We start from the raw sequence: 16,450 nt of genomic DNA, 5'->3' as shown, positions 1-16,450 counted from the left end.
ACAGGCTTCACCGGCTCGACGCCCGACGGCAAGGTCGGCATGTCGCTCGACGGCGGCTGCCGGGTTGGCATGTTCACCCAGCAGATGTCGGCCAAGATCGAGCGCAAGGGCCGCGAGGGCTACAAGGGCAGCTTTATGGGTGGCGCGGCCGGTTCCGGCCTCGACATCATCGGCGGCAACGTCGTCGATCCCCGCAAAGTGGTCTTCACCATCAACCGCAACCAGCTCCGCGGCGTCATGCAGGCTCGCATCCCTGACGACAATTCGATGACAGTGACTATTGCCGTGCGCGTCGACGACCAATTGGTGCCGGTGATCGGCATGAGCCTGAAGCGCGTCGACGCAGTCGAAGTCGGCTCCATCGCGCCGAACTGAAAAATCCGAAAAAAAGGCGGCGACCCAACGGTCACCGCCCTCTCCCTTGACCAATCGAATCAGGCGCTTAGGCCTTGATCTCAAATCAGGGCGTTAGCCTTTGATTGTGGCCGTCAGTTCGTCATAGGCCTTGCAGGCGTCGGCCAATGTCGTAGCGCCCTGATACTTGGTTGTCACCGCCTGGACCTTGGCCGTCAGATCAGCCGCTTTGGACGGGTCCTTGGTAATCGCTTCCTGCAGCGCGGTAGCCATGTCCTGCGCCTTCTTGGTCGCGATTTCCGCCGTGCACTCGGGCGCCTTCGAGCAAGCCGAACCGGCAAGCACCGCCAGGCCGACGGCAACAAACAAAAACTTCTTCATGTCAGTCATCTCCTCAAAAAGGGCGCGACTTGATCGTCGATCACCCTCCAATGGCCGAAGCCGAGCGTCCTTAGCCTTCGATTGCGGCAAGATGCAACGTGTTCCCGGCCTCAACTTGTGTATCGCGCCTGCAACATCGGCGGCGGCCCGGATTCAGGCTATTTTATCGGCGGCAGCAAAGTTCAGCTGCGTGGCTGCAGCAGCGCCAAGACGGCGGTCGATGCGGCAAGGACAGCAGTCAGAGTCAAAGGCCCGGTCGCGCCATAGGTGTCCACGACATAGCCGCCGACAACCGCGCCGATGGTGATGGCAATTTGGAAAGAGGTGACCATCAGGCTGCCCGCTGCCTCCAGCGCATCAGGCGCCGCGCGCGACATATTGGTCGGCAGCACCACCGGCGCCATGCCAAAGGCGAAACCCCACAGCGTAACGAAGCCGAAGGCAACGCCGATATGCGAGCCCCAAAGCAGCAAAGTAAGTGCCGCAACCGCCATCAACGCTGCGGTGACTGCGAGGGCCATGTGGATGTTGGTGTCGGCCATGCGGCCGCCGGCAACATTACCGATCACGGCAGCGATGCCAAACCCGAGCAGAGCCAGGGCAATCGGTCCGGTTGTAAGGAGTGTCACCTGTTCGAGGAAGGGACGCACATAGACCGAGCCGGCAAAATGCCCCGTCATCAGCAAAACAATGGCCAGCATGCCGAGTTGGATGCCGCGCCGCCGGGTCAGCCGAAATACATCTGCAAGGCTGTTGCTTGCCGTTGCAGGCAAGGTCGGCAGGCTGAGAAGCTGCAGCAGCATGGCAAGCGCGGCCAGCCCCGCCGTCATGGCCATGGCACTGCGCCACCCAATCCAGTCACTGATCAGCGCGCCCATCGACGGTGCGGCAATGGTGGCAAGCGAGACGCCGAGGGTGACGATCGCCATGCCCCGACCTGTCGCATTGGCGCCAACCAGCCTCGCCACGACGGCGACCGAAAGTGCCCAGAAAGCGCTGAGAGCGATGCCCAGCCCGGCCCGGCCCAACAGCAACAGCCAGAAATCGGTCGCCAGCGCCGCCAGGATATTGGAACCGACCGCGAGGGCGCTGAGACCAACCAGCACCGCCTTGCGATTCAAGCGGCCGATGAGAACATTGCTCAACATGGCCGTCACAGCGCCGACGGAAGCGGTGGCGGTGACGACCTGGCCGGCCGTCCCCTCGCTGATGCCGAGATCGCGTGCCATTGGCGTCAGCAGACCTGCGGGCAGGAATTCGGCCGACACCAGGGCAAAGCTGGTGGCCGCCAATGAAATGACCGCGAACCAGGTGGCTGCGCTCCATGCGGCTGGTGCATCGGCATCAAGGCCAATCGCGGCGTCTTCAAGCTGTAATGTTGTGTCAGTCACGGAAAGATCTCCAAAGTTTGGAGGTCTTAAATAGGCAAGTCCGCTCGGATGATATGTATCTTAGAATCCGAAATTCATATCCATTCGTCCGGGAATTGTGCGGCGCACAACGCCCGGCGAGACATTGGTGATGCGCTTGAACGCGCGCGCGAAGGATGCCTCGGAATCATATCCCAAACGGGTAGCGACTTCGGCAACCGACAAGCCGTTTTGGCCCAGCAATTCGCGGGCAAGCTGCATGCGCAGGCGGGCGAGATAGTGTGCGGCACCCTCTCCCAATACCGCACTGAAACGTTCGGCGAAAATCGAACGCGATTGGCCTGCCACGCCGGCCAGGCTTCCCAGCGTCCAGTTGTGGCCGGGGTCGCGGTGCATGGCCGCCAAAGCGCGGCCTATATGGGGGTCGCGGATGGCTGCGAGCCAACCGGTGGTCGAGGCTCCGTTGCAATTGACCCAGCAGCGTATGAGACGGGCCGTCAGCAAGTCGGCCATACGCGACAGAATCGTGGCGCTGCCCATCTGCGGTTGCGAGGCCTCCACCGTCATGGCCGCCAGCAAAGGACCGACGACCGGGTCATTGCCGGCCACGTCGCAACCCTTGATGACAGGCGGCATCAACGTGATCAATGGGTTGAGCGCATAGGAATCCAAGGCCATGGAGCCGCAGAAAAGGGTGCTCGTCGCGCCCGTTCCTTGCCGTACCACTTCGCAGACGTTGCCCCCCAACTTGATCACCTTGCAACCTTCGAGCGAGTCCCCTGCAACGTCCGGCGCGCTCGCCAGCCGATGGGCGATGCCTTGTGGCAACAGCACCAGATCGCCATCGCGTAACTCCTGCCAGCCTTGCGATTCAGTATGAATCCAACACGGGCCCTGGCCGACAAAGTGAAACCGAAGCAGCTGTTGTTGCGGAAAGTCTATGCTCCATGGGTGCCGGAGCTCGCAGCGGCCATAGTTGACACCACTCAAGCGAAAGTCTTGCAGAACTTCGCTGAGCGCATCCATCGGGATATGTGGCGTCGAAGACGGCCGGGACGAATAGTCAGGCATATACCTGATATAGATGCCGAACGTCCGGCAGGCAAGCGGGGACCGTTGTTCCACAAAGTAAATCGTTGCAGCGGCACCCTACCCCTCCCGGCAGATTTCTCGCCTTGCCTCCCACTCCAACTGCATGCAAGGAGTTCTGCTACACACAGGGACAAGAGGCATGGCGGCGGAAGCATCGGGCAGTGATCTGGTTCAGGTGGTGGCACTGCTTGCTGCCGGCGTCGTTGCCGTTCCGATCTTCAAGCGCATGGGCCTTGGCTCGATCCTCGGCTATCTGGCCGCCGGCGTGGTGATCGGTCCGTTCGGCCTCGGCGTCTTTTCCGAATCGGAAGCCATTCTTCATGTCGCCGAGCTCGGTGTGGTGATGTTCCTGTTCATCATTGGGCTGGAAATGCAGCCGTCGCGGCTGTGGGGCCTGCGCCGTGAGATCTTTGGCCTCGGTGCGCTGCAGGTCGGCGTCTGCGCGCTGCTGTTGACCGGTGTCGGCATGGCCGGAGGGTTTCCGATCGCGCAATCCTTCGTCGCCGGCGCCGGCTTCGTGCTGACCTCGACGGCGATCGTCATGCAGCTTCTGGAGGAACGCGGCGAGATCGCTGCACCGAAAGGACAGCGCATCGTATCGGTGCTGCTGCTCGAGGACCTTGCCATCGTGCCGCTGCTGGCGCTGATCGCGTTCCTGGCGCCCGGCGGTGCCGACACCAGCCTGATGGAGCGGCTGACCGAAATCGGCATCGGCCTTGCCGCAATCGTCGGCCTGGTGGTGGCCGGCCGTTATCTGCTCAACCCGTTCTTCCGCATCCTGGCGGATGCCCGTGCCCGTGAAGTGATGACGGCGGCGGCACTTCTGGTCGTCCTTGGGTCCGCCCTCGCCATGCAGCTCAGCGGCCTGTCGATGGCGATGGGTGCCTTCCTGGCCGGCGTGCTCTTGTCCGAATCAACCTTCCGCCACCAACTCGAAGCCGACATCGAACCCTTCCGCGGCATCCTGCTTGGCCTGTTCTTTCTCGCGGTAGGCATGTCGCTCGACCTGCATGTGGTCGCGGCGAACTGGCGGCTGATCGCCATCTATGTCGTCGCCTACATGGTGATGAAGGCATTCGGTATCTACATCGTCGCCCGCATCCTGAAATCAGGCCACCGCGAAGCCCTGGAGCGCGCGGTCTTCATGGCACAAGGCGGCGAATTCGCCTTTGTCCTTTACTCGGCGGCCGCGGCGGTCGGCATCATCGACGGCCAGGCCAACGCGACGCTGACGGCGATCGTCATCATCTCCATGGTACTGACGCCGCTGGCCATCATCGCCTTGCGCTATCTGACGCCGCGTGACGAGCAGTCGCTCGACGGGGTCGATGTCGCCGATGGCCTGACCGGCAGCGTGCTGGTCATTGGTTTCGGCCGCTTCGGCCAGATCGCGAGCCAGCCGCTGCTGCTGCGCGGCATCGACGTCTCGATCATCGACAATGACGTCGAAATGATCCAGGCGGCGGCCGATTTCGGCTTCAAGGTCTATTATGGCGACGGCACGCGACTGGACATCCTGCATGCCGCCGGCGCCGGCCGTGCGCGCGCCGTGCTGATCTGCGTCGACAAGGCCGATGTGGCTGTTCGCATCGCGGAGCTCATCAAGGCTGAGTTTCCTTTGCTCACCGTGCTGGCCCGCGCTTTCGATCGTGGTACCGCGCTGCAGCTCATTCGCGCCGGCGTCGACTACCAGCTGCGCGAAACCTTCGAATCCGCACTTGTTTTCGGCGGCTCGGCCCTGGAATCGCTGGGCGTCGATCCCGAAGACGTGGCTGAAACGATCGAAGACGTCAGGCGCCGCGACACCGATCGCTTCGAAACCCAGCTTGCCGAAGGCATTCGCGCCGGACAGCGCTTCCTGAGAGGCAATATCGGTACGCCGATTCCGACACCGCTCTCCACGCCGCGCCGGCCTGGTCAGGCACTCAATGAAGAAACCGCGGGTGTGCTGCACAAGTCCGAACCCGCCGATTGAGCAAGGAATTAGGCATGGAATTGGACAGCAGGGCCCTGTCGGTCACCAAATTCTGGCGCGATGCCGGCGAGGATGCCTGGTTCGAGAAGAAGGAGGCATTCGATGCCGAGTTCCGCGACCGCTTTCTCGGCCTGCACTACGCCGCCGCGCGGCGTGAATGCGACGACTGGCTGGAACATGCCGAAGGCGCGCTGGCGCTGATGATCCTGCTCGACCAGTTTCCGCGGAACTGTTTTCGCGGCACCGGCCATATGTACGCGACCGATCCGCTCGCCAGATATTTCGCGGAGAGGGCGATCGCGGCTGGTCATGACCTGGCACTCGAGGAAGAACTCCGCGTTTTCCTCTACCTGCCTTACGAGCATTCGGAACTGCTGGCCGACCAGGACATTTCGGTCGAACTGACGCAGGCCTGGGCCGAGCCATACCTGAAGTACGCTGTCGAACACCGCGATATCATTCAGAATTTCGGCCGTTTTCCGCACCGAAACAAGATGCTTGGCCGCGAAACCACCCCGCAGGAGCAGACGTTCCTGGATGGCGGCGGTTTCTCCGGTTAAAGACCCCGCTCCAAGGTGTGTTGAGATTCAGGTCAGGCCGAGTCGAAAACGGTGGGTTCCGAGAACCGGAGCGGAGCGTACATTTGGGTACGTGAGCACCGGAAGCGCAGGAACTCGCCGTTTGCAGGCCGGCATCACCTGAATATCAACGCACCTAGGCCAACCACCAATCCCGGCCGGAGGACAATCGCTCGATGCCTGAAGTACCGACGGCGACCAGGCGGTCGGTGATGCTGCGACCGCTGACAACCAGGCCGGGCGCGATCTCGGCCAGCGGCGCCAGCACGAAGGCGCGCTCCAGCATGCGCGGATGCGGCACCTCCAGTCCGGTCTCGTGGATGACGCGGTCGCCGAACACCAGAATGTCGATATCGATCAGCCGCGGCCCCCAGCGCTCCTCCCGGACACGCTTCAGCTTGCGCTCCGCATCGAGGCAGAGGTCGAGCAAGGCACGCGGTGCAAGGACGGTGGAAATTTCGGCGGCCGCATTGAGAAAATCCGGCTGATCGAGCTTGCCCCATGGCGGCGTGCGATAAAGCGAGGAGACGCCGGTGACGCGCGTATCCGCGTCGGCATCCAGCATGCGCAGCGCCGCGCCCATGGATTTCGCCGGATCGCCAAGATTGCCGCCAAGGCTGAGATAAACGGTACTATTCGGGCCAGACAACGGTCACCTCGACATAATCGAGCACGCCGGGCACCGGTGCGTTCGGCTTGCGCACCGTGATCTCGGCTTTCTTTATCTGCGGAAAACGCGCCGTCAGCGCACGGGCCACTTCGAGCGCCAGCGACTCGATCAGAAAACGGCGCTGCCCGGTGATGATCTTCTCAATGACGGTGAATGCAATGCCGTAGTGGACTGTATCCTCGATCGAATCCTCGGCAAGTGCGCGGCCTGGATCGACGGTGAGAACAGCATCGACATAGAAGCGCTGGCCGAGCCTTTCCTCCTCGTCCAGCACGCCGTGCCGGGCAAAGAAAGCGCAGTTCTTCATGCGGATGACATACATCGCTCAGTTTCTCGCCTGGTCCGTCCGACGCGCCAGCATAGCATCCGCGAGCGCCAAAGCGTCCACGTTGAATGCGACATCGTGGACGCGAAACAGATCGGCGCCCTGGAGCCTCAATATAACGCTGGTCGCCGCTGTTCCGACCCCTCTGTCGGCGGCATCACGGCCGGTGACCGTGCCGATGAAGCGTTTTCGCGACGTACCGGCCATCAGCGGCAGGCCGAGGGCATGCAATTCCGAAAAGCGTGCCATCAGGTCGAGATTTTCCTCCGCCGTCTCCTTGGCGAATCCGAAACCGGGATCGAGCACGATACGATCGTCGGCGATGCCGTTCTGGCGGGCGATTTCCAGCGACCTTCGCAGGAACGTCAGTTGATCGGCAATCGCATCCGGCAGCTTCTGGCGATCCCGCCCAGTATGCATGATGACAAGCCCCGCGCCGGTGTCGGCGGCGACACGCGCAATCTCGGGCTCGCGCTGCAAACCCCAGACATCGTTGACGATATGCGCGCCGCCGGCTACCGCCAGCCGCGCCGTGTCGGCACGATAGGTGTCGACCGAAATCAGCACCTCGCTCACGCCCGCCAGCGCTTCGATCACCGGCAGGATGCGCTCCTGTTCCTGGCTGGCCGATACCGCGGCAGCACCTGGGCGCGTCGATTCTCCGCCGACATCGACAACCAGTGCCCCTTCCCCGATCATGCGGCGCGCCTGGGCCAGCGCCTTTTCAGGGGCGTCGAACTGGCCGCCGTCGGAAAAGCTATCGGGCGTGACATTGAGGATGCCGACGACCACGGCCTTGCCGCCAAGGTCGAGATGGCGTCCATGCGCCAACTGCCATCGCCGGGCCGTCATTGCTCATCGACCATGGAGTTCATCAATCATGTGTGATCCCTGGCGGATCAATTTCATTGCGCCGGCAACGGCCGTAAAGCAAGGTGGTCGAAGAGGCAACATGATGAAGCGAGCCATGCTTGGCATGAAAAGACGGTCCCTGGGCGTGAAACGATCCTTGGCTTGCGCGCTGCTGCTCGCCATGACCCCGCTTCCGGCGGCGACCGCCAATCTCGTCAAGACGTACAGCTATTTCGCCATCGGCGGCAGCACCCTCGACGACATCGAGGCACAACTCTCCAAACGCGGGCCGGAGGTGAAAAGCACCGGCAACCGGCACCCGGGCGCCACGCAGATGGCCTTCACCACCCGTGTCAGCTATGCGCAGACACCGAGTTCCTGCAGGATCGCCGACGCGGCGGTGACCGTCAAAGTGAAGGTGATCCTTCCCGAGTGGCGGCGCCCGCGCAAGGCCGATGCCGATGTCAGGCTGTTCTGGGATACGCTGTCCGCCGACATCAAGCGCCATGAGGAGCGCCATGTCGAAATCGCCAAGAACCATGGCGGCGAACTCGAAGAGGCCTTGAAGGCCACCTACCCGCAAAAGAACTGCGACGCCGCCAAGGCCAAGGCGGCAGCCATCACCGCGGCTGTTCTGGCCAGGCACGACCGCGCCCAGCTTCAGTTCGACCGCGTCGAAAGCGTCAATTTCGAAAGCCGCATCTTGCGGCTGCTGCGCTACCGCATGGAGCGCATCGGGAATGGCCGACTGCCGCCGGCCTGAACGCACCCGAACTGAAAGCCAAAATCGCCGAAGGTAGTGCCAGATTCGAAAAACTTTCGAGCCCCTGTCGAAACCGGCCTATATGGGACGACATATGTCAGGCTCGCCAGACGCGAGCTTAAAACACCAATGCGATCCAAACGGTCAAGAAACCGGAACGGCTGAACAGGGCCGGTCAAATCGCAAGCTTATGGATGAACGATCATGGACCAGGCTGTCGATAACAAAACGATGGCGGAAACCGGCACGCCGATAACAGAGAGCGAAAAGAACGCCATTATCGGCGGCGTGCTGTTGTCGATGCTGTTGGCGGCACTCGACCAGACCATTGTTGCGCCAGCCATGCCGACCATTGGGCATGCGCTCGGAAACGCACACTATCTGCCATGGATCGTCACCGGTTATCTCCTGACCGCTACCGCCGTGGCCCCGCTCTACGGCAAGATTTCCGACGTCTACGGCCGCCGGCCGACTGTCTATGCCGCGATCCTGATCTTTTTGGCGGGATCGCTGGTCAGTGCGATGGCTCCCAACATGTTTGTGCTGGTTGTCGGGCGGGCGATCCAGGGCGCCGGCGGCGGCGGCTTGTTCGCGTTGACGCAGACCGTCGTCGGCGATCTCGTTCCGCCGCGCGAGCGGGCACGCTATGCCGCCTGGTTCTCCGGCACATGGGCTGTCGCCAGCGTTGCCGGTCCGTTGCTCGGCGGCACTTTCGCAGAGCACCTGCACTGGTCCCTGATCTTCTGGATCAACATTCCGCTTGGTGTTCTTGCGATGGCGATCATCAACAAGCCGCTCAAGAAGCTGCCGGTTGCCGCAAAGCGCCACCGCATCGACGGCCTGGGCGCGTTGCTTCTGATCGTTGCCACGGCGCTGCTGCTGCTCGCATTGAACTGGGGCGGCAGCGCCTATCCCTGGATTTCGCTTGAAGTCATCGGCGTTCTCTGCGGTTCGGCGATTTTCTGGGGCGCTTTTGCCTTGCGGCTTATGCGAGCCGCAGAGCCGCTCATTTCCCTCGAAGTGCTTGGCAATCCAATCGTTCTGGCGGGGACGCTTTCGATGTTCCTGCTTCAGGCCGCAAGCGTCGGCATGGCTGTGTACCTGCCCGTCTATCTTCAGGCGGTGCTCGGCCTGTCGGCGGCAGAGTCGGGCATCGCGATGCTTGGGCTTTTGCTGGGGACCGTCGGCGGCGCGGCATTCAGCGGCCGTATGATACCGCATTTCACCCACTACAAGCGCATTGCGATGGTGGGCGTCGTCTTCAGCATGCTGTGCCTCTGCCTGCTGGCCGTCGTCGCAGGATATGCAACGCTGCTGGAGGTAGAGGTCTTGACGATCTGCATCGGGTTTGGAACCGGAACGACGTTTCCGGTCACCACCGTGTCGGTCCAGAACGCCGTCGATCGCGTGCATCTTGGCGTCGCGACGGGCGTGCTGACATTCCTGCGTTCGCTTGGCAGTGCGCTTGGGGTCGCGATGCTCGGCGCGGTCGCCCTGGGCTACGGCTTGCCGCTTGCCGGTGAAGGCGTGCGGATCGCTGGCCATAGCGCGACGGTCGAGCCGTTCGTGATGATCTTTGCCGTCGCCGCCGCTACATTGCTGCTGGGGCTGATCACGCTGACGCTGATGCCCGAAAAGGAGCTTCGCGGTTACGCCGACAATGCGGCGCCCGTCCTCGCCGAGTAAGCTTCAGCCGGAGACGCCGAGCTTCTTCTGCAGGCTGGTCGATGAGGTCGTGTACTGGAAAACGATGCGCTCGCCGGGGCTGATGATGCGCTTGGCGGCCTGCGCCATCAGCGCCACTTCGTGGAAGCCAGACAGGATCAGCTTCAGCTTGCCCGGATACCAGTTGATGTCGCCGACCGCGAAGATACCGGGCACCGATGTCTGGAACTTCTCGGTATCGACCGGAATAAGGTTCTCGTGAAGGTTGAGACCCCATTCCGCGATCGGTCCGAGCTTCATGGTCAGGCCGAAGAACGGCAGCATGCGCGTGCAAGGCACCTCGACATCGCCGTCCGGTCCCTTGATGGTGGCCGATGACAGTTGGCCGTCGGCACCGGTCAATCCGGTCACCTGCCCGACCTGGAATTCCAGCTGCCTCATCTCCTGCATGGCATACATCTTGTTGACGCTGTCGGGGGCGGCACGGAACTCGGGCCGCCGGTGCACCAGCGTCACGCTCTTTGCCACCGGCTGCAGGTTCAGCGTCCAGTCGAGTGCCGAGTCGCCGCCGCCGACAATAACGAGGTCATGGCCGCGAAAATCCTCCATCCGGCGCACCGAATAGAAGACGCTCTTGCCTTCATAGGGCTCTATGCCGGGGATCGGCGGACGCTTGGGCTGGAAGGAGCCGCCGCCGGCGGCAATCACCACCACCTTGGCCTCGAACACCTCGTTTTCGTCGGTGGTGACGCGAAAACTGCCATCCTCCAATTTTTCCAGGCTGGAAACCATTCGGTTGTAGCTGAAATCAGGCTTGAACGGCGCGATCTGCTCGAGCAATTTGTCGACCAGCCCCTGCGCCGAGATCGAAGGCCAGCCTGGAATGTCGTAGATCGGCTTTTCCGGATAGAGCTCCGCGCACTGGCCGCCCGGCCGATCGAGAATGTCGATCAGGTGGCACTTCATGTCGAACAGGCCGAGCTCGAACACGGCAAACAGGCCAACCGGCCCTGCCCCGACAATAAGCACGTCTGTCCTGATAATGTCGGTCATGCCTGTGCCTCGCTGCGCATGACCCCGAAAATCGGATCGATTTTCGGAAAGGATCATGCGCAAAATAAAGTCCTACAGCGTCCTTTGCGCGTCCAGGAGGACGCGCGGCGCTGTAGTGAAACAGCAGGACACTGCATGACCATCGCTCCGCTGCCAAGCCACAGCGGGAAAAATCAGTTGGCAAAGATACCGCTTATCCCTGGCGGGCAGGCACCCGCACAATGAGACCGTCGAGCGCGTCTCGCACCTTGATCTGGCACGACAGCCGTGAGTTAGGCTGGACGTCGTAAGCGAAGTCCAGCATGTCCTCTTCCATCGCTTCCGGCTCGCCGACTTCAGCCGTCCAGGCTTCGTCGACATAGACGTGACAGGTGGCACAGGCGCAGGCGCCGCCGCATTCGGCTTCGATCCCGGGCACGGCGTTGCGGATCGCGTTCTCCATGACCGTAGAGCCGTTCTCGGCGTCCATGTCGAAATGCGTGCCGTCATGGGCAATGAAAGTCAGCTTGGTCATTTGTCACCTGAAGGGAGTTCCAGCCGAGATAATCACTCCGGCTGACAAGTCAACTGCCGCATGAAAGCGCCGCCCGATGACGTTTTTCCGCAAATCGGGTTCAGCGCGGATTCAGCGGTTGATGGCGGCGATGAAATCGCGCACTTCGTCGATCAGCATGCCAAGCCGTTTGAGCGTCTGGCCGTCTTCCGGCCGGTGCTCGATCTCGGTGGCGCAATCGGCGATGGCAAAGGCGCCGACGCCCCGTGCCGAACCCTTCAATCCATGGGCGAGCAGAAGCCGGTCCTTGATGTCGGCGTCGACTATTCTGTCGCGCACGGACAGCGCCTGCTGTACAAACAGCGCCAGCACCTCTTGCTCAAGGCTGCGGTCACCCATCGTCTGGCGGGCAAGGTGTGCCAAATCGACCGGCCGTGACCGCCTTGGTCCGGATACGTCGCCCCCGGGCATTGAGAAGGCAATGCCGCTTTCGCCACGCATGAACTCGAACTCCGTTTCTTCGATTCGCCCAAAAACCTAGGCGAATCCAATGGACAACGGGTTAATAAATGGCCGGGAAAAATGTTGCCAAAGCGGCGCCCAAATCACAGTTCCGTTAACCTTATATTTAAAGTTTTACGTATCCCGCGGAATGCATGTTTTCTTTACCCCCCTGTGTCATTACGATACGAGGGGTCCATTTTCAGCCTCCTGCGCGGGGCAAGACAAACAGAATTATAAGCCCGCGGCAGCTAGTACAGGGTAGCGAAGGCATGGCAAAGAAACCAACGACGACGAGAACTCTCGACAGCGACGTGGCCAGGGAACTGGAAAAGGCGCTCGATCTCGACCTCAGTAACGAGATCGGCAACGGCGACCTCGACATCGCGGCTTCGATGGAGGATCTGGAAGCTCAGATATCCCAGGCGGCCGACGAGTTGGCGCGCGAGGGACGCAATCATAAGCCGGAACAGAACCCGGAGCCCGTGGTCAATCAGAACCACGCCGCGAAACCCGCGCCCAAGGCAAAGCCTGCCGAATTGCGCCCCGTGGAACCGCGCAATGGCGCCCAGCCCGCTGGTTTCGCACCGGCCAATGACGATCGCCAGAAGGACTATAAGACGCTCCTGCACAGCCTCAACAGGCGTGCCTCGAACACCATTTACTGGGTCGTTGCCTTCGTTTCGCTCGCCTGGTTCGCCGGCGCCGGCGGTTTGGCCAATCTGCTTTTCGGACCGAGCATCTGGAGAATCCGTACGCTCGACCAGTTCCTTGCCCGTCCGGAGTTGATCGGCCTTGCGGTCGCGGCCATTGTGCCCGTCATCCTGTTCTGGGCCTTCGCCGCCATGATTCGCCGCGCCCAGGAAATGCGCATCGCCGCACAGTCGATGACCGAAGTGGCCTTCCGCCTGACCGAGCCGGAAAACCTTGCCCAGGATCGCGTCATGATGATCGGCCAGGCCGTTCGTCGCGAGGTCGCGGCCATGGGCGAAGGCATCGAACGCACGCTTGCCCGCGCGGTCGAGCTGGAAACGCTTGTCCACAGCGAAGTCAACCAGATCGAACGCTCCTATTCCGAGAACGAATCCCGCATCCGCTCGCTGGTCGACGGGCTCGGCAGCGAGCGCGAAGCCGTCGTCACCCATGCCGAGCGCGTCCGCGCTTCGATCACCGGCGCGCACGAGACGCTGAAGGACGAGATCGGCGCCGCCTCCGACATCATCCGCGACTCGATCCTCAATGCGTCGACCAAATTGTCGATGACGATCACCAATTCCGGCGACACGCTGATCGATCGCATCAACGAAAGCTCGATGTCGATCTTCGATTCCGTCGAAGGCCGGCTCGATTCGATCACCGACCGTCTGTCGACCTCGGGCGAGGCCTTCGCCAGCCTTCTCGACACCCGCATTGCCAAGCTGACGGACACCACTGACGGCCTGACACGGTCGTTGACCGATCTGCTCGACGATCGCACCACCGGCATGGTGTCGCTGCTCGGCGGCGCCGCACGCACCCTCAATTCCGAGTTCGAGGCCAGCCTCAACGGCATCGAGCGGACGCTCGCCGAACGCGGCCAGGCCCTGATCAGCGAGTTCCAGACCCGCGCCGAGGCGCTGGACACCGGAACGCAGAAGCTCAATGCGGCACTCGAGGCCCGTGCCCGCCAGATCAACGAAACGCTGGTCGAGCGCGCCCGCGAAATCGCCCACACCTTCGCCGAGAGCAAGGACACGCTGTCGGCGATGATCGATCAGGGCAAGACCCAGATCGGCGCCGACATGGCCGATATCGTCACCTCGACCTCCTCCATGCTCGAAGCCCGCGCCAGCGACTTCGCCGGGCGCATGGAAGCCGCCCGCCATGTCGTGTCGCGTTCGTTCGACAGCGACATCCAGCGGCTCGCCGACGCCCGCGTCGGTATCGAGGAAGCCGTCGAGAACCACAGCAGGAAACTGTCCGAAAGCCGCGAGCGCATGGCCGCGGCCATGGAGGCCGACCTGGCGAAGTTCGCCGAGGGCCGCGCTGGCATCGATGCGGCGGTAACCAACCAGGTGCAGAAGCTGGCCGAAGGCCGCAGCCTGATCTCGCGCGCTCTCGAAGAGGACCTGCGCAAGGTCAATGAATCGCGGGCGGCCATCGATGCATCGCTCGGCAGCCATCTCGAAAGGCTGGAAGAAGGCCGCAACAGGCTCTCCACTGCCCTAAACGAAGACTCTGGGAAACTGGTACAAGCTCGTACGATTATTGACGAAATGGTGGCCGGGCATGTTGGAAAGCTTGCCGAGGGCCGCAACATTCTGTCACGCGCCCTGGAGGCCGACCTCGGCAAATTGTCCGACAGCCGCGCCAGCATCGACGGTCTGGTCGCCGGTCAGGTCGAGAAGATCGCCGAGGGCCGCGCCGTGCTCGCCAAGGCGTTGGAAAACGACATCGTCGGCATCAAGAGCCTCATCGAAACCCATTCCGCCAAACTGGCGGAGGACCGCACGCAGCTTTCCCATTCGCTCGACAGCGATCTGTCCGGAATACGCGGCCTGATCGAAAGCCACTCGGGACGGCTGGCCGAGGACCGCGGCCTGCTGTCGCAGACGCTTGAGGCCGACCTTGCCAAGCTGGCTGAAAGCCGTTCGAGCATCGACGGCCTCGTCGCCGGCCAGGTCGAGAAGCTGGCGGAAGGCCGCGACATTCTCAAGCGCGCGCTGGAATCCGATCTGAACACGATCAAGGGCGTTATATCGAGCCAGTCGGAAAAGCTGGCCGAGGATCGCGGTCAGCTTTCCCGGGTCCTGGAAGCCGATCTGCAGAATGTGAACAGCGTCATCGCCGATCACATGAACAAGCTCGTCCAAGACCGCTCCGCCCTGTCGAGGGCCCTTGAAGATGACCTCGCCAAGCTGGCCGACAGCCGTTCCAGCATCGACGGCCTGGTTGCGGGTCAGGTCGAGAAGTTGTCCGAGGGCCGAGATATCCTGCGGCGTGCTCTGGAATCTGACCTCAATGCGATCAAGGGCACCATTGCCGACCAGTCGCAGAAACTGGTCGATGACCGGGCACAGTTCGCCCGGGCGCTCGAGGCTGATCTCGAAAGCGTCAACGGCTTGGTCAACAGCCATTCCGAAAGGCTCGTGCAGGACCGTTCGACGCTGTCGAAAGCGCTTGAAGCCGACCTCGAAAACGTCGGCGGCCTCGTCAACAGCCACGCGGAAAGGCTCGTCCAGGAGCGCTCGACCCTGTCGAAAGCGCTTGAGCACGATCTCGGCAAGCTGGCCGAGAGCCGCTCCAGCATCGATGGCCTGGTCGCCGGCCAGGTCGAGAAGCTCGCCGAAGGCCGCGATGTTCTCAAGCGCGCGCTGGAAGCCGACCTTGCCAAGCTGGCCGAAAGCCGCTCCAGCATCGACGGTCTGGTCGCCGGCCAGGTCGAGAAACTGGCCGAGGGCCGCGACATTCTCAAACGCGCCCTCGAAGCGGACCTGCAGAAGCTGACCGAAAGCCGCAGCGGTATCGACGACGTCATCGCCGGACATGTCGGCAAGCTGTCCGAAGGCCGCAATATGCTGACCCGCGCGCTGGAAGACGATCTCGGCAAGCTGGCCGAGACCCGCAAGGATGTCGACCGCTCACTGTCGGGCCACATCGACCAGATCGCCGCCAGAAGCTCGGACATCTCTGCCGCTATCGCAGGCGATGTCGAGAAGATCGAGCAGGCATTCAGCCGCCAGACCGGCATCATCGAGGAGCGCGCCGGCACCATGGAGCGCGCGCTCTCGACAGGCGTCGACAACGTCCGCGCCGTGCTCGAGAAGAGCGCCGTGTTTGTCGCCGGCGCCCTGCGCGAAAAGGTGCTGGAAGTCACCAGCACCCTGCACGAGCAGGCCGGTGCCGCTTTCAGCGACGCCGACCGCAAGATCGCCGAGCGCGCCGAGCAGACGTCCGCCGCCCTGCTGGCGCGGGCCGAAGACATCGCCCGCACCTTCGAGGATGCAGACCGTCGCCTCCACGCCCGTGCGGAAGATACGTCCAACGCCTTGCTTGCTCGTGCCGACGATACATCCAGTTCGCTGCTGGCCCGCGCGCATGAAACCGCCGATCAGCTGGCCGCTCGCGCAAGCGAGATCGCCGGCACCTTCGACGCGGCGGATCAGAAGCTGGCCGCCCGTGCCCAGGAAGCCGCCGATCAGCTGACTGCCCGGGCCCAGGACACCGCGGATCATCTGGCCGCCCGTGCAAGCGAGATTGCCGGCACGTTCGATGCGGCCGACCAGAAGCTGGTTGCCCGCGCTATCGAGACCGCCCAGTCGCTGGCCGCGCGTGCCGGCGACATCCTGCGCAACTTCGAAGGCGCCGACCAGCGGCTCGGCATGCGCATCGGCGAATC

General features: G+C 62.6%; 15 protein-coding genes. 6 read left to right on the top strand and 9 right to left on the bottom strand.

Annotated elements, in window-relative coordinates:
* Nucleotides 1-375 (top strand): hypothetical protein (locus tag EOB59_RS29210; protein WP_128289816.1); only part of this gene is annotated, 375 nt, incomplete at its 5' end.
* 93 nt (nt 376-468) lie between these two features.
* Here the strand turns inward: EOB59_RS29210 and EOB59_RS29205 are convergent.
* The 3 genes from EOB59_RS29205 to EOB59_RS29195 all read right to left on the bottom strand — a co-directional run bounded on the left by EOB59_RS29205 (nt 469) and on the right by EOB59_RS29195 (nt 3,176).
* Nucleotides 469-735: a hypothetical protein gene (locus EOB59_RS29205; RefSeq protein WP_127271315.1), complete on the bottom strand. Its 267-nt coding sequence runs from the start codon at nt 733-735 to the stop codon at nt 469-471.
* 182 nt (nt 736-917) lie between these two features.
* Nucleotides 918-2,126, bottom strand: a complete 1,209-nt coding sequence (locus EOB59_RS29200; protein WP_128289815.1) for an MFS transporter — start codon at nt 2,124-2,126, stop codon at nt 918-920.
* Nucleotides 2,127-2,186: 60 nt separating this feature from the next.
* On the bottom strand, nt 2,187-3,176 hold the full coding sequence (locus tag EOB59_RS29195) for an AraC family transcriptional regulator (RefSeq protein WP_189367526.1): 990 nt from the start codon (nt 3,174-3,176) through the stop codon (nt 2,187-2,189).
* Nucleotides 3,177-3,336: 160 nt separating this feature from the next.
* Between EOB59_RS29195 and EOB59_RS29190 the strand changes: the two genes are divergently transcribed.
* Both EOB59_RS29190 and EOB59_RS29185 read left to right on the top strand, forming a co-directional pair.
* On the top strand, nt 3,337-5,172 hold the full coding sequence (locus EOB59_RS29190) for a monovalent cation:proton antiporter-2 (CPA2) family protein (protein WP_127810513.1): 1,836 nt from the start codon (nt 3,337-3,339) through the stop codon (nt 5,170-5,172).
* A 14-nt stretch (nt 5,173-5,186) separates the two neighbouring features.
* Nucleotides 5,187-5,732 (top strand): DUF924 family protein, encoded by a 546-nt coding sequence (locus EOB59_RS29185; RefSeq protein ID WP_128289813.1) that lies wholly within the window; start codon nt 5,187-5,189, stop codon nt 5,730-5,732.
* 154 nt (nt 5,733-5,886) lie between these two features.
* Here the strand turns inward: EOB59_RS29185 and folK are convergent, their stop codons facing one another.
* Genes folK through folP form a run of 3 tightly spaced genes read right to left on the bottom strand, consistent with a single transcriptional unit; the run spans nt 5,887 to nt 7,597 of the window.
* The gene (gene folK / locus EOB59_RS29180; protein ID WP_128289812.1) at nt 5,887-6,399 is read right to left on the bottom strand and encodes a 2-amino-4-hydroxy-6-hydroxymethyldihydropteridine diphosphokinase; all 513 of its coding nucleotides are present in this window, start codon (nt 6,397-6,399) and stop codon (nt 5,887-5,889) included.
* Nucleotides 6,383-6,742, bottom strand: coding sequence for a dihydroneopterin aldolase (gene folB, locus EOB59_RS29175; protein WP_023813034.1), 360 nt, complete (start codon nt 6,740-6,742; stop codon nt 6,383-6,385). The genes folK and folB overlap by 17 nt, the downstream gene beginning before the upstream one ends.
* Nucleotides 6,743-6,745: 3 nt before the next feature.
* Nucleotides 6,746-7,597 carry a dihydropteroate synthase gene (folP, locus tag EOB59_RS29170; RefSeq protein WP_127810514.1) on the bottom strand — a complete coding sequence of 284 codons (852 nt, stop codon included), beginning with the start codon at nt 7,595-7,597 and terminating at the stop codon, nt 6,746-6,748.
* A gap of 124 nt (nt 7,598-7,721) precedes the next feature.
* On the opposite strand from folP, the gene EOB59_RS29165 reads away from it, so the two are divergent.
* Together EOB59_RS29165 and EOB59_RS29160 are read left to right on the top strand one after the other, a co-directional pair.
* The gene (locus tag EOB59_RS29165; protein WP_245470134.1) at nt 7,722-8,360 is read left to right on the top strand and encodes a DUF922 domain-containing protein; all 639 of its coding nucleotides are present in this window, start codon (nt 7,722-7,724) and stop codon (nt 8,358-8,360) included.
* A 204-nt stretch (nt 8,361-8,564) separates the two neighbouring features.
* Nucleotides 8,565-10,046 (top strand): MDR family MFS transporter, encoded by a 1,482-nt coding sequence (locus EOB59_RS29160; protein WP_128289811.1) that lies wholly within the window; start codon nt 8,565-8,567, stop codon nt 10,044-10,046.
* A gap of 3 nt (nt 10,047-10,049) precedes the next feature.
* Here EOB59_RS29160 and EOB59_RS29155 read toward each other — a convergent pair whose 3' ends face one another.
* The 3 genes from EOB59_RS29155 to EOB59_RS29145 form a co-directional block, all read right to left on the bottom strand.
* On the bottom strand, nt 10,050-11,078 hold the full coding sequence (locus EOB59_RS29155; RefSeq protein ID WP_127269545.1) for an NAD(P)/FAD-dependent oxidoreductase: 1,029 nt from the start codon (nt 11,076-11,078) through the stop codon (nt 10,050-10,052).
* A gap of 193 nt (nt 11,079-11,271) precedes the next feature.
* Nucleotides 11,272-11,592, bottom strand: a complete 321-nt coding sequence (locus EOB59_RS29150; protein WP_056582251.1) for a 2Fe-2S iron-sulfur cluster-binding protein — start codon at nt 11,590-11,592, stop codon at nt 11,272-11,274.
* 111 nt (nt 11,593-11,703) lie between these two features.
* Complete coding sequence (locus tag EOB59_RS29145) at nt 11,704-12,072, bottom strand: Hpt domain-containing protein (RefSeq protein WP_127269546.1); 369 nt, start codon at nt 12,070-12,072, stop codon at nt 11,704-11,706.
* Between the two features lie 272 nt (nt 12,073-12,344).
* Here EOB59_RS29145 and EOB59_RS29140 point away from each other — a divergent pair.
* A partial coding sequence (locus EOB59_RS29140; protein ID WP_128289810.1) for a kinesin occupies nt 12,345-16,450 on the top strand: 4,106 nt, incomplete at its 3' end.

The sequence above is a fragment of the Mesorhizobium sp. M7A.F.Ca.MR.176.00.0.0 genome (assembly GCF_004023165.1).
Lineage (GTDB): Bacteria > Pseudomonadota > Alphaproteobacteria > Rhizobiales > Rhizobiaceae > Mesorhizobium.
Note: the sequence above shows the minus strand (reverse complement) of the source record. Positions and strands in the feature narration are given on the sequence as shown.

Excerpts from the sequence above, each read along its gene's own strand:
- EOB59_RS29205 (WP_127271315.1), bottom strand. The coding sequence starts at position 735 with ATGAAGAAGTTTTTGTTTGTTGCCGTCGGCCTGGCGGTGCTTGCCGGT.
- EOB59_RS29195 (WP_189367526.1), bottom strand. The coding sequence starts at position 3,176 with ATGCCTGACTATTCGTCCCGGCCGTCTTCGACGCCACATATCCCGATG.
- EOB59_RS29190 (WP_127810513.1), top strand. The coding sequence starts at position 3,337 with ATGGCGGCGGAAGCATCGGGCAGTGATCTGGTTCAGGTGGTGGCACTG.
- EOB59_RS29185 (WP_128289813.1), top strand. The coding sequence starts at position 5,187 with ATGGAATTGGACAGCAGGGCCCTGTCGGTCACCAAATTCTGGCGCGAT.
- folB (WP_023813034.1), bottom strand. The coding sequence starts at position 6,742 with ATGTATGTCATCCGCATGAAGAACTGCGCTTTCTTTGCCCGGCACGGC.
- folP (WP_127810514.1), bottom strand. The coding sequence starts at position 7,597 with ATGACGGCCCGGCGATGGCAGTTGGCGCATGGACGCCATCTCGACCTT.
- EOB59_RS29165 (WP_245470134.1), top strand. The coding sequence starts at position 7,722 with ATGAAAAGACGGTCCCTGGGCGTGAAACGATCCTTGGCTTGCGCGCTG.
- EOB59_RS29160 (WP_128289811.1), top strand. The coding sequence starts at position 8,565 with ATGGACCAGGCTGTCGATAACAAAACGATGGCGGAAACCGGCACGCCG.
- EOB59_RS29155 (WP_127269545.1), bottom strand. The coding sequence starts at position 11,078 with ATGACCGACATTATCAGGACAGACGTGCTTATTGTCGGGGCAGGGCCG.
- EOB59_RS29150 (WP_056582251.1), bottom strand. The coding sequence starts at position 11,592 with ATGACCAAGCTGACTTTCATTGCCCATGACGGCACGCATTTCGACATG.
- EOB59_RS29145 (WP_127269546.1), bottom strand. The coding sequence starts at position 12,072 with ATGCGTGGCGAAAGCGGCATTGCCTTCTCAATGCCCGGGGGCGACGTA.